At 61.0% G+C, this 12,588-nt stretch carries 10 protein-coding genes; 1 reads left to right on the top strand and 9 read right to left on the bottom strand.

Annotated features, from left to right (window positions below):
- The coding region (locus tag HGO38_RS25080; protein ID WP_250958558.1) for a ParB/RepB/Spo0J family partition protein at positions 1 to 1,465 on the bottom strand (1,465 nt) is incomplete at its 3' end.
- A 322-nt stretch (positions 1,466 to 1,787) separates the two neighbouring features.
- Here HGO38_RS25080 and ligD point away from each other — a divergent pair.
- Positions 1,788 to 2,834 (top strand): non-homologous end-joining DNA ligase, encoded by a 1,047-nt coding sequence (gene ligD, locus HGO38_RS25085; protein WP_250958559.1) that lies wholly within the window; start codon positions 1,788 to 1,790, stop codon positions 2,832 to 2,834.
- A 174-nt stretch (positions 2,835 to 3,008) separates the two neighbouring features.
- On the opposite strand, the gene HGO38_RS25090 is transcribed toward ligD, so the two are convergent.
- From HGO38_RS25090 to HGO38_RS25125, 8 genes are all read right to left on the bottom strand, one after another.
- Entirely contained in the window at positions 3,009 to 8,090 is a 5,082-nt protein-coding gene (locus HGO38_RS25090) for a helicase-like domain-containing protein (RefSeq protein ID WP_250958560.1), read from the bottom strand.
- Positions 8,091 to 8,189: 99 nt separating this feature from the next.
- A complete protein-coding gene (locus tag HGO38_RS25095) occupies positions 8,190 to 8,795 on the bottom strand; it encodes a DUF1419 domain-containing protein (RefSeq protein ID WP_250958561.1) in 606 nt (201 codons plus the stop codon).
- 100 nt (positions 8,796 to 8,895) lie between these two features.
- Positions 8,896 to 9,861: a DUF3991 and toprim domain-containing protein gene (locus HGO38_RS25100; protein ID WP_250958562.1), complete on the bottom strand. Its 966-nt coding sequence runs from the start codon at positions 9,859 to 9,861 to the stop codon at positions 8,896 to 8,898.
- A 174-nt stretch (positions 9,862 to 10,035) separates the two neighbouring features.
- Positions 10,036 to 10,215, bottom strand: a complete 180-nt coding sequence (locus HGO38_RS25105) for a hypothetical protein (RefSeq protein WP_020046815.1) — start codon at positions 10,213 to 10,215, stop codon at positions 10,036 to 10,038.
- 345 nt (positions 10,216 to 10,560) lie between these two features.
- On the bottom strand, positions 10,561 to 11,157 hold the full coding sequence (locus HGO38_RS25110) for a YiiX/YebB-like N1pC/P60 family cysteine hydrolase (RefSeq protein ID WP_110807964.1): 597 nt from the start codon (positions 11,155 to 11,157) through the stop codon (positions 10,561 to 10,563).
- A gap of 238 nt (positions 11,158 to 11,395) precedes the next feature.
- Positions 11,396 to 11,614 carry a hypothetical protein gene (locus HGO38_RS25115; RefSeq protein WP_110807963.1) on the bottom strand — a complete coding sequence of 73 codons (219 nt, stop codon included), beginning with the start codon at positions 11,612 to 11,614 and terminating at the stop codon, positions 11,396 to 11,398.
- Positions 11,604 to 12,410: an exodeoxyribonuclease III gene (xth, locus tag HGO38_RS25120; RefSeq protein ID WP_250958563.1), complete on the bottom strand. Its 807-nt coding sequence runs from the start codon at positions 12,408 to 12,410 to the stop codon at positions 11,604 to 11,606. The genes HGO38_RS25115 and xth overlap by 11 nt, the downstream gene beginning before the upstream one ends.
- Positions 12,407 to 12,586, bottom strand: coding sequence for a hypothetical protein (locus HGO38_RS25125; RefSeq protein ID WP_006310245.1), 180 nt, complete (start codon positions 12,584 to 12,586; stop codon positions 12,407 to 12,409). The genes xth and HGO38_RS25125 overlap by 4 nt, the downstream gene beginning before the upstream one ends.
- Positions 12,587 to 12,588 lie beyond the last annotated feature (2 nt).

Consider the following 12,588-nt stretch of genomic DNA (forward strand, 5'->3'; position numbering starts at 1 on the left):
CCTTGATCCGACCGGGCACGCCCGCCGTTTCCGCCGCAGCTTCCAGCGCAGTGCGCGACAGGCATGAGAGGAATTCCTCTGTGCCCATATTGGGCAGGAACTCGTCAGCACCGACAGCGTCGCCGGCAATACGGGCGATCAGTCCGCTATCGGAGCGATTGCGCCGCAGAGACAGGACTTCGATGAGCACCGAGCGCGCAGCCTGCACCAGCGTCTCGCGATCGAAGGACAGCTTGCCGTCCTCGCCGATCAACCGGGCAGCATGCGGGCCGCATTTCGCATGACCATAGGGATTGTCCGATGCACCGCTGGCGATGCTGACATTGGTGCCGGTGAAGGCGAGAATGAGCAAAGCCATCAGCGTATCGTCCCCGATCGGCGCACGGGCGAGCGCCTCGTGCAGAGAATCGGTGCGAAGATCGCCGATCATGTCGAGGCCCTTCTGGGTCACGTCGGGCCGCGCCTTCGGTGCCTCGACTTCCTCGACGTCAGTCTCGACGCCATCGGCGTCCTTGACCAGCTGGGGCTTCTTCACCTCGGGCATGCGGTAGGCAACGGACTGGACCGACCCGTCGCGCGCATTGATGTACCAGCCGGTCAGGTCGCCCTTTCCGGCCTTGCCGTAGACCTGTTGTGCCTTGGCCGGCAGTTTTGCCTGACCGTATTCATTGGCCTCGACGATCGAGCCGCGCTTCGGCAGGTTGTTGGAGAGCCACTCCTGCTGGGCGCCGAGGAATGCCTCGACATCTGTCGTATAGCGGCTGTCCTCGTCGGCCGGTGCAAATAGGTCCTCAACCCAGGTGATGCCGTAAGCCTGCGCCAGATCATCACCGAAGCTTGCATGTTTGGCGAGCATCCGGGTCGTGGTCAGCGCCCGGGCAACCTCCCACCACGAGACCTGCGGGTCCTGCTTCTTCGGCTTGTACTTCTTCCAGACCTCGGCCTGCTCGTCCTGGCCGGCGGCGGCGATCGTGCGCAACTGCTGCTCGTTCGGCATGTCGCCCCGCGCCATCTGGTCGAGCATGGCGGGCAGGATATTGGCCAGCAGCCGCAGCTTTCTGATCTGCCGGCTGGGGAGTGCCAGCGCCATGGCGATCGACTCCTCGGTCCATCCAAGAGCCACCAGCCGTTCGATGGCGCGCCACTGGTCGACAGGGTTCAACGGTTCGCGGGCGATGTTCTCGGCAAAGGACTGCATGGCGCCGAGATCGTCTGAGGGATCAGCCAGCAGCAGCGGGATTTCCAAGAGATCCGCGGCAATTGCCTGGGCCGCGCGGCGGTGACCGAAGACGATGATATAGCTGTTTCCGCCCTCTGGATCGAGTTTGACGATGGGTGGCTGAACGACGCCGATGGCCCTGATCGATGCGCAGAGCAACGCGTCGGACTGGGGCGAGGATTTAGATTGGCGGGAGCGGTCGGGATTGTCCTTCAGGCTGCGCGGATCGGCTGTAATCAACTGCATGGGAATTACCTCTTGAGCTTCGGGCGGACGGACTGTCCTTGCCTCCTCATCTTCTTTTCGAAGACATCTCCCGAGCCGCAGGACGGGCCGGCGGCTGCAATTGCGCCGGAGCAGACCTGGCTTGCGGAGGAGCGAGGCACACCTGCCTTGCGAAGCAAGCTGGCCCGGTCTCGGCGACCGGCGCGATTGAGGGAACCGGCAGCCGTCGGACCGTCCTTGCGAACCGGTTTCCTTCACCTCGTTCCCCCCCTCTCTCGTCGTCCTCCTTTCCATTTCCGAGCGATGTCACACGATTTTAAGCAATTGCTGCTGAACTCCGGTCATGACAAAGCCGCCGCGCAAAAAATCCCAGCCGCTTTTGCGGGAGACGGATCTCCCGATCCGCTCACGACCGCGCAAACGACGCGATCCGGCGCAGCCGCAGCTTCCCTTCGACCCGATGCCAGATCGCATCGAACCGTGCCTGGCGCTGTTGAAGGCAAAGCCGCCGTCTGGACCGGACTGGATCTATGAAATCAAATGGGACGGCTATCGCGTGGCGGTCCACATCGAACCGAATTCGGTGCGGATCATCACACGTGGCGGTCATGATTGGACCGACAGGTTTCCGGCAATCGCCGCCGCGGCGCGCAAGCTTGGCGTGGGAACTGCCATTCTCGATGGGGAAGCCGTCGTGCTCGATGCAGAGGGGCGCTCGGATTTTGGGGCGCTGCAACGGTCACTGGGCGGACGCGGAGGCAGACAAGCGTCAGACGATGCCATCCTCTACGCTTTCGACCTGTTGTATTTCGACGGGCATCACCTGACGAAGATGGAGTTGTCCGGACGTCGTCACCTGCTGGAAGACCTGATTGGCGAAAGCGAAGGCGCGATCCGCGTCTCGCAGGAGGTCGAAGCGGATGGCGTGACACTTCTCGCGGCCGCGCGCGAGCACGGCTTAGAGGGCATCATCGCCAAGCACCGCGACAGTGCCTACCGCTCGGGCCGGCTTGGCGATTGGCTGAAGATCAAATGCATCCAGAGCGAAAGCTTTATGATTGTCGGATACGAGCCGTCCGCTCTAGCACGCGGCGGGATCGGCAGCCTGCTGCTCGCGGCATATCAGGGCGACGCGTTCGTCTATGTCGGGTCGGTCGGGACTGGCTTCAAAGAGAAAGAGGCAATGGAACTGCGCCGGATGCTGGACACGCTGAAGACCAGGCGTGCTCCGGTTGCGGTTGATAAGAAGGGCGTCGTCTTCGTTCAACCGACAGTGATTGCCGAGATCGAATACCGCGCCTGGACCGACGATGGCAAATTGCGGCATGCCTCGTACAAGGGCCTGCGGGAACTGCAAGACAACGCGGCGATCTACAAACTCAGCGAGTAGCGCCCGAACGTGCCAAAAACGGAAGGGCGCTCGACCCTTTCGGGGAGCGCCCTTCCAACCCGGACAGTTTCGAACGCGCGGCAATCGCCACTGCAGGAAACCATCGAAACGGGTGATGACCGATAGATGTATACCGTCCGACCCTGTTTCAAGTGACGGTGGTTATGCCGCTGTTTACGCGGCTTCCTGGCGATCATCCTCTGGTTCATCGGCGGTTGCCGCCAGATCCCTTTCGATCTCGTCCAACTGGCCCAGCTTGAGTTCGAGTTCGGCTTCGAATGAGAAGCTGTCACCCAGACGCGGCGTATAGGAGGCAAGACGCCGTTTCGCATCGATGAGCCGATTGCGATGGCTCTCACGCTCATGTTCAAACCCGCCGAGAGCATGCTCGAGCCGGGAGATGGCCCCGATCGGCGTCGTTGTTACAGCCAGGTCGATCTCGTGGTCGCCACCTGTTCGTTGAAGCAGCGTGTCGTAGCGATAACCGTCCTTGCCGAAACGCTCGCCATGATAGGCGAGATCGAAACCGCCGATGGTGGCGATGATCACCTCTTTCTCCTGCTGTAGCTGAACCAGGGTCAGGATTTCCTTCATCAGCGCGCGTCCAGCCAGTTTGCGTTCATCGAAATCTTCGCTTCCGACCTGTATCGAGAATGCGTCGCCCGCGGTCGGAACCAAACGGTCGATGTCGTTGCCCACATCCGCGATCCGGCGGTTGGAAAACTCGATATCCCGTTCGGCGTCGCGGATCTGGCGCCGGATAGCATGCTGGTCGTCGATATGGGCGGCGCGCAGGCGATCGAGGCGGGCGATCTCGGCCTCCAGTCCCGCCTTCTGCATGAGGCGTTCGTCGCCGGATGCGATGGCCTTGGCCATGGCGAACTGGTTGGCCTGTCCCTCGCCCATGTCCTCCAGCCGGCGGACGCTGGTGTCGCCGGACAGTGCCGCCGCGATGAAGCGGGCCTTGCGCTCATTGTTCTGCCACATTGTGGCATCGAGGCTGCCGAGCGTTGCGTAGGCAAAGACGTCAACCTCGTCGTGCTGGTTACCCTGGCGGATAATACGGCCCTCGCGTTGCTCGATTTGCGACGGGAGCCACGGCACGTCGAGATGATGCAGAGCTTTGAGCCGCGCCTGGACATTGACCCCGGTGCCCATCGTCTCGGACGAGCCGATCAGCACGCGAACCTTGCCACCATTGAAATCGTTGAACAGCCGCTGCTTGGCATCCGACTTCTTGTAATCCTGCATAAAGGCGATTTCGGAAGCTGGCACGCCAAGGCGGACGAGCTCATCGCGGATCCATCGGTATGCGGAAAAACCGCGCGTCGCCTCGACATTGATCGTGCCGAGATCGGAGAAGATGAGCTGGCCGGCGCCCGGCCGGTCGAACGGCTTGCCGTCCTTGCGACGATACTCCGCCTCTCCCGTTTCCTGCCAGATCCGGTGAGCATTGGTGACAAGCGCGTTCAGCTTGTTGGCAGCCTCGTTGCCCATCGCCTGATCGACGAGGCGCAGATCGATCGCGGCGTGACGTCCGTCGGTGATGACCGACAGCAGGATGTCATCGCCGGGCTTGGCCGGGCCATCGCGCATCTCGATGGCCTTGATCCGCGCGTCCAGCTGTTTCTGGTAGGACTTGAAAGCGGCCGTCGGCTCGGCGGTGACGATCTGGCGCTTGCCGCCGGAGACCTCCGGCACTTTCACATATGTTTTCAGATCGACCGGCAGCACGACATCGGCGAAAGATCGGAACATGGCAATCAGTTCCGGCACGTTGACGAACTGGCTGAAGCGCGTGACCGGCTTGTATTTGCCCGACGGCTGCAATTCGAGTTCGGTCGAGGTATCGCCGAAGGTCGAGGCCCAGGCGTCAAACTCGTGCAGACCACGTTCCGACAATGCCACTGGGCCCATCATCCGCTGAACGGAGAACATCTCGCCGAGTGTGTTGGTGATCGGCGTGCCCGACGCCAGCACCAGCGCCCTGCCCGGGTTCCTCGTCTCGATGAAGCGGGATTTGACGAGCAGGTCCCAGGCGCGCTGCGAGCCATTCGGATCGACACCGCGCAGCGTCGACATATTGGTGGCGAAGGATAGCTTGCGGAACTCCTGCGCCTCGTCGACGATGATCTGGTCGATGCCAAGCTCGGAGATGGTGAGCAAATCGTCCTTGCGGGTGGCGAGGGATTCGAGCCGTTCCTTGTGGCCCTCCTTCATGCGCTCGATGCGCTTGCGCGACAGACGGTCGTCGCGCTCGACCTTGACCAGGAGCTCCTCGTAAAGCTCCAGTTCATCCTGGATCATCTGTGCCTCGAACGCCGATGGCACGGAGATGAAGCGGAATGCCGAATGGGTGATGATGATGGCATCCCAGTTGGCGGTCGCTGCCCGCGACAGGAAGCGGTGGCGCTTCTCCCTGATGAAGTTGGTCTCGTCGGCAACCAGGATGCGGGCATTTGGATAGAGAGCGAGAAACTCGCGGGCGGCCTGTGCCAGGCAATGGCCGGGCACGACCAGCATCGCCTTGTTGATCAGACCCAGCCGCCGCTGCTCCATGATGGCGGCCGCCATGGTCAGCGTCTTGCCGGCGCCGACCGCGTGGGCAAGATAGGTGCTACCAGCCGAAATAACCCGCCAGATGCCGCGTTTCTGATGCCCATAAAGAGAAAAGGCGCCTGAGGCGCCCGGTAGTTGGAGATGATCGCCGTTGAAGGTTCGCGGCGCGATGTTGTTGAAAGTGTCGTTATAGACGCGCGCCAGCCGGTCGGTGCGATCCGGATCGGACCAGATCCACGACTGGAAGGCCGTCTTGATCTTGGCGAGCTTTTCCTTGGCGGCTTCGGTCTCAACGGTGTTGAGCACCCGTCGCTCGGTCTCGCCGTCGCGGACGGTGTCGAAGATCTGCGGCACGGACGAGTTGAGGGCGTCCGACAGAAGCTGTCCGGCGTGGCGGCGATGCGTGCCCCATTCCGTGGTGCCAGCGGCCGACCATTCCAGTTGCCGCGCATTGACCGTCCAGGTCGCCAGTTCCGGCAGATGATGAATGGAGATGTCGGTCTCCATCATCTTTTTGACGAAGGCGACGACATCATCGGCCGGGATCCACGGCGCCCCAAGGCGTGCGGTGATGTCCGAGGGCCGGAGGTCGGCAGGCTGCACCCGCTCAAGCGCTGCGACATTACCGGCGAAGGCGGGATCGAGTTCGGCGGCGGCGCGAGCAACAGTGAGCTTCGAGCGGACTGCGCCGGACAGATAGGCATCGGCCATCTGCCAGGAGCCATTGGACGGATCGCGGAAGATGGATTCACCCAACTCATCGATCACACCTTCCACGTCACGATGCAGCAGCTCGGCGATATGATCGGGATCGACATGGCCGCGTTCGTTCAGAACAACCGCGAGCGCATCTGATGCCGAGGTGATCAAGGGCGCGGGCGGCGGGGCGATCACCCGTTCAGTAAAGATCGGACCGGGTTTGGCGGTGTTGCTCTCCAGATCATAGTCTTCGATCGAGGCGACCAGCCAGCAATCGGGATCGTCGAGGAACGGCGCGAGGTTCGGCCGGCGATGGCTTTCCCTGACTTCACCGGTTTCCGGATCCTCCGATGTCGAGACGGAGGTGAAGTTGATCGGACCGAACTCGCGCACGAAACTGGACCAGGCGATGCGCAGCGCGACCTGCGCCTTTTGCCAGGGCTGGTCGCGCTCCTGAAGCTTGAGGATGAGCCGGACCGCGTCGCGGATCGGGATCAGCTTGCGGATGATCAGGGCGTGCTTGGCGAAGATGCCGTCGCTGCTGCGGCCCTTCCTGAGCTCGACCGGGAGAGCAACCCCGTCCACCACCTGCATCAGCGCCGTGGCCTTGCCGATGAAATGGCTGCCTTCGCGAACTTTTGGATCATACGGGCGCTCTGCCATGGCTTCCGCGACTTCGTCCTCAAGTTCAAAATCTATCGGCGTGGCCTCGCCGTCGTAGATGCTTGCAGGAAGGCGTCCGATGGCCGCGTTCAGGATCGTTTCAAGATCTTCATCCGGAGGGAGGCAGGTATAGGTCTCGCCGAATGGACCTGAGGTGATCGCATGGCGGCCCAGCACCATGTCGGGATGATCGACGAACCACCTGTTAACACGGACGCAACCGCCCTTGATATCGGCCTGAACATCCGCGAGATCGAGCCAGCTGTCGTCTCCAGCCGGCTCGTCTGCCCGGCGCTTCCGAAAGAAGAGTATATCGACAACGACATCCGTGCCGGCGTCAGGCCGAAAGCTACCTTCGGGCAGGCGGATTGCGCCAACGAGATTGGCCATGCCGGCAATGTGTTCACGGGCGCGGGCATCGGCCTTGTCCATTGTGCCGGACGAGGTCACATAGGCGGCAAGCCCGCCAGGCTTCAGCCGGTGGATGGACTTGGCGATGAAATAGTCATGCAGCCGGAAGCCGAGATTGCGGAAAGCCGGATCGCTCTTCACCGATCGATCCGAGAACGGGGGATTGCCGATCGCGAGATCGAAATGATCGGGCAGGTCCGAGCGCGAGAAATCACCTGTGATGATTTTCGCGCGTGGCTGGAGCAGCCGGACGATACGGGCGGTGACGGGATCAAGCTCGATACCGGTGACATGGCTCACCTTGGAGAGAGCATCCGGCATCAGCGCCGGAAACATCCCCGTGCCGATACCCGGCTCCAGGATCCGTCCACCATCGAACCCCATGCGGACCAGGCCCGACCAGATGGCACGAACGATAAACTCCGGCGTGAAGTGGGCATATTGGGTGCAGCGCGCAAGCGATGCGTAATCACCCGGCGCAACGGCACTTTCGAGATTGCCGCCGAGCTCCTCCCAACCTTTGCAAAATGCCTCGTCGCCCGGACGCCGGAATATGCCGTTGGCCAGATCAGAGGCGCCGAAGCCGGTGAACTTGATCAATCTGGCCTGCTGGTCAGGACGAGCCGGCAGGCCCTGGCGCTCGATCTCGTTCGCCAGCAGGATGGCGGCGATATTGTCACGCGCACGGTCGCGCCAAGATTTTGCGAGACCGCGAGAACCCACCAGCCGAAAATCGACCTTCTCCCGTATCTGCGTTGTGGGCTTCGGTTCTTTGCGGACCGGAGCGGCTGGTGCCGGCGTCAAGGGCCGGGGGTCGATATCGGTCGCGAAGTCTGCTGCGAAACCCGGCACACCGAGATCGAAACCGGATGCGAGAGCTGTATTTCCGAACAGGTCGATGGTGAAAGGATCGTCATGCGCCATTGGAAAACTCCTGTAAGTGGGCGCGCCGAGACACACTCGCCGTCAAGTGCGGGTGTTGCCAGGATGCGGATGGTGGAGGTTTGGACGTAAAGACTGCCGTCAGGCAGCGATGGTTTCTGGAAGTAGACGGAACTGCACCGGCAGTTTTGCGGCGATCTCCTCTTCGGTCAGATCGTCGAGCAGCTTCCAGATTTTGCCCTGAGCGGAGGGATAGACGAGCACGATCTGGCGATTGCGCAAGTCGGCCGGAAAGCGTGCGTCGGCATAACCACGAAAATCGGGACCGGTCGCGCTCCAGATATGATCGAGCTTTTCCTGTCGGTTCATGGCACGCACCGGACGGGATTCGCGGGCGATGATCTCGGACCGCATCCGGTCGGGCGACTGGCGATCGCCGAGGTCGCAATAGCCGTGAAACCATCGGGACCGATCATCGATCGTCAGCGCAAAGAACACGCTGGTCACGCTGGCGGCCAGAAACTCGCGCATGGCGAACATGTCGCCACGGTAAAACAGCGGAGGGAGGATCTCGAACATGTGGTCGTGGTCGGCTTCGGATATCTCAAACCACTCGCCGACATATCGCGTGCCGTTCATCCTGTCATCGTTGAACGGCGACTGGCTATGGCGATTGAACAGGGCGTACATTTCGTGGCGGCTGGCCACACCTTCAAATACCTTGCGGATAGCGGGGGAAACGAACATCGGCTGCTCCTTCGGGGTTGCGGCTGAAGCGAAGCCTGATCGACCTCTTCTTTCAGTCCTTTGATCACCCCTCCTCAGCCGGCGCCTCGCGGGCAGCGGGTCAAGGGCCGCCGTCAGGCGGGCGGCAGCTTAACCCTTGATGCGCTGGCCGCGTATGCGGCAGCTCTCCTCTCTCCCTCCTCTCCTTCAATTCCTCATTCCAATCCTCCGATTCCGGCCTCACCCGCGAGAAATCGCAACCGGTGCGATCTGCCATCTGGCGCAGACGATCGGCAAAGACCTCACCCTGAACATTGTTGTCGGTTGCGGCCACAAGCCACCCCCCTTCCCCGGAAGCCAAGATCTCCAACGCCTGAGCGGTCAGCGGCGACCAGCCGCCACCGGTGCTGACATAGAGCGTGTCAGATCGCGTCTGCTCGATCGCGGCCAGGCTGAGCGCATCGATCGCCGCCTCCGTCACACAGATCCGACGGGCATCCACCTTTCCAAACCGGAAGAGCGCCTTGGCGCCACCGGTGGAAAACCCGCGCCAGTCCGGACCGCGCTCTTCCCAGCCGATGACGGCGCCAGCCTCATCGACATGTTTTGCCCACATCGAGCCATATGGGCCTTCCCGAAGAACGTCCGCGTCGATCGCCGCAGAGATGACCCGCCATGGCAGCGCCCGGTTCTGTCGAAGATACCTCCATGTCGCCGATGCTCGCCACGGCCGCTTTCTATGGTTCCAGCGGTCGGCGACCGAAGCCACCGTCTGCTTCTGACTGAAGGGTTTCTTCCAGGTCGCTGCGGTTGGCTGAAACGCGACCAGATCGCCGACCACCGCCAGGGCCTCGGCAAAGCCGATCCCATGGAGATAGCTTGCGAGCGCGAAAACATCGCCCTTGGCATCCGAACGAGCGTCGAACCAGCCCCTGTCGCCGTGGATTACAATGACGATGTCGTCGTCGCGCCGGAATTTGACCGCCCGGCGCGTGCTCTCTTTCCTGTCTATCGCGAAGCCGTCATGCTCAAGGACGGCTGCGCAGCCCACCCGGGCTCGCAATTCCTCAATGTCATTCTTATTCATTTCGCTTCCTCTGCTTTCCTGACTTTTCGGACTGGCAGCGCCCAGGCCGCGAAGATGGAAGCGCGCAAGGGCGCGGTTCGCAATGTGCAGATCTGCCGGGAAAGATCGCGGCGAAGCCTCCCTTGCGCGCGCAACAGCGCAAGCGGCACGCCTTCCCCCGAAGGGGTGATCGGCTCAATGAGCCGATCCGTATGCAAAGGGATCATATTCATTGATGATGGCGTCTTCATCGCCGTCATACTCGGCGGAAGGCATGACGCCGATCTCGCCATCGATTTCGAAGAGGGTGACCGGGACCATCAGGGTCCGGGCAAGATCGAGTGCGTGGTTTTGTGCAAGGCTGAGATCCGACATGTGAGGCTCCATCCGGTGGCGGGGCCAATCCCCGCTCGATGGCGCCCGGTTGATCCGGGCCCGGCCGCGGTCACCTCGGCGGCGCAGCCATAGAGGTCGCAGGAGCTGCGAACCCCCTGTGGGTTGACCGTCCAAGGACGGGACTGGATTAGGGATGCCAGACAAAAGAGCTGGGTTTGGCAACACCATTGGTCGGAACGGATTGGTATAGGATCTCACCGGACGACATTCGCCGGCTTAGCCAGGCCGTGATTTCTGGTACGAAGGGGAGATGGGAAACTGCTCAAGAGCACGGCCTTGGGCGCGTCGTGCCGACCAAATCGTACTGTGCCTTATCGGCCGGATTCAGCTCAGACCAGGGATTGAGCCCACGACCGAGATGATTTCGAGACGCGTGTCGGAGCTTAAATCGGCGGGATTTGAACCCGTCTCGCCATCGGGTACATCCATTCCAAAATATTGATAGTATTCCGTCCAAGCACGCAGGATTTCTCCCGTCGCAGGATCACGAAAACTCATCGGCCGTTCCATGAAAAATGGAGCATCACCGTTAGCTTTGGCAAACATATCGACGATCAATTCGCTGCAATACAAGGCCTGTTGATCTGTCGAATAGAGCCGATCATAGGGGACGTCCCTCTGTTTCAAGCCGTATTGGATGGCACCGGGGATCAGCCCTCGGTACGGCGCCCGAAGCCGTCCAACCATATAACGGCGGTCGGAAATGCCGGCGGTTACCTGCGTCCGGCGCGCGTAGACTTCCCAATTCGTTACCCGCACTTCGGGTGGAAAGGCTTCCAGCACAAAAAGGCCTTTCTCATTCTCCACGGCAATGCCGACATGGTTCAACAACGCTCCGCGGTAACCGCGCGTCACTGCAGAGATGGCGTCTGTCATCGGGCCGATACATGCAAACACGAGATCCCCTGTCGTCGGCGTCATGGCGTAATGTCCCCTTCTTGGATCAGGTGGCGCGGCAACAGATTACAAGCATAGATAGGGGTCCTGACGTAGTCGAGAGCCTGTATTTAATTAGACCCAAATGGCTGAAGGATAGTAGTTGTGTTGGTAGAACCTCTGGTCAGGGATTTTCAAATATTGGGATCCTAGGGCGGCGATGGATAAAACCTTGTTGCGTGTCAAGACTGAACGACAAGCTAGCAAGGCGACGGGTGCCGACTTAATTAGCTGCTGCTGGCCAGTCGTTTGCCGGCTCCTCAATCGCACCTTCCGACACATCGTCCGCAGGATCGGGATCACGTTCATTCGCAATCCGCAAACGCTCGATTTCCTCGATCATGGCTTTAAAGACATCGGCTTGCTTGGCTCCGGAAACGACCGCTTGATCGACCAGGTTCGCCAAACCGCTTCTAAATTCGTCGCGCCAGTCATTGCTCATTTCGTTTCCTCCGTTTGATCTGTTTGTCGGATAGCTCAATCCACACCGGCGCGTGATCGCTAGTGTGCTCCCAGCCGCGAACATGCTTGTCGACCTCAGCTTCTTTCAGTCGCTCGGCAAGGTCGGGACTGAGCAGGAAATGGTCGAGCCTCAAACCCGCGTCGCGTCCGTAGGCATTCCGGAAATAGTCCCAGAACGTGTAGATGCGTTTTCCGGGATGCATTTCGCGCAGCGCATCAGTCCAGCCCTGGGCAACAAGGTTTCGGAAGGCGTCGCGCACCTCCCTGCGGAACAGCGCATCGTCCGTCCAACGCTCCGGTTTGTAGACATCCAACTCCGTCGGCATGACGTTATAATCACCGACCAGGACCACGGGCACTTCAAGCTCCAGCAGCTCGGCGGCATAGTCGTGTAGACGCTGAAACCAACGGAGCTTGTAGTCGAACTTCGGGCCAGGATAGGGATTGCCGTTTGGGAGATAGAGCCCGCCGATCACAACGCCGTCCACGATGGCTTCGATAAAGCGGCTCTGCTCGTCCTCCGGATCCCCCGGAAGACCTTTGCGCGTCAGGTGCGGCTCCTTTCCTCGCGCCAGGATGGCGACGCCATTCCAGGATTTCTGGCCATGCCAGACCGCACCATAACCAGCGGCTTCGATAGCTTTCGCGGGAAACTTCGCATCCGGCGCCTTCAGCTCCTGCAGAACGACAACGTCCGGCTTCGCCTCGTCCAGCCAACGAAGCAGGACCTCGAGTCGACCGTTTACGCCATTGACGTTGTAGGTGGCGATTTTCACTTGGACTTGTGGTCGCCCTTGTCGCCCTCCCCGGGCTTGGCATCGCTCTTCGCCTGGTGGCGCTTGTCAGCCGAGAGCGATCGGCCGACGTCGACGGATTCCTTGAACTTACCGTCTTCGTCACGACGGACGTAGCGTTTATCGGTTCCCGTATCGATGAGTTCGCGCTTCGACATGA

This window comes from Rhizobium sp. CG5 (genome assembly GCF_023701945.1).
Taxonomy (GTDB): Bacteria; Pseudomonadota; Alphaproteobacteria; order Rhizobiales; family Rhizobiaceae; genus Allorhizobium.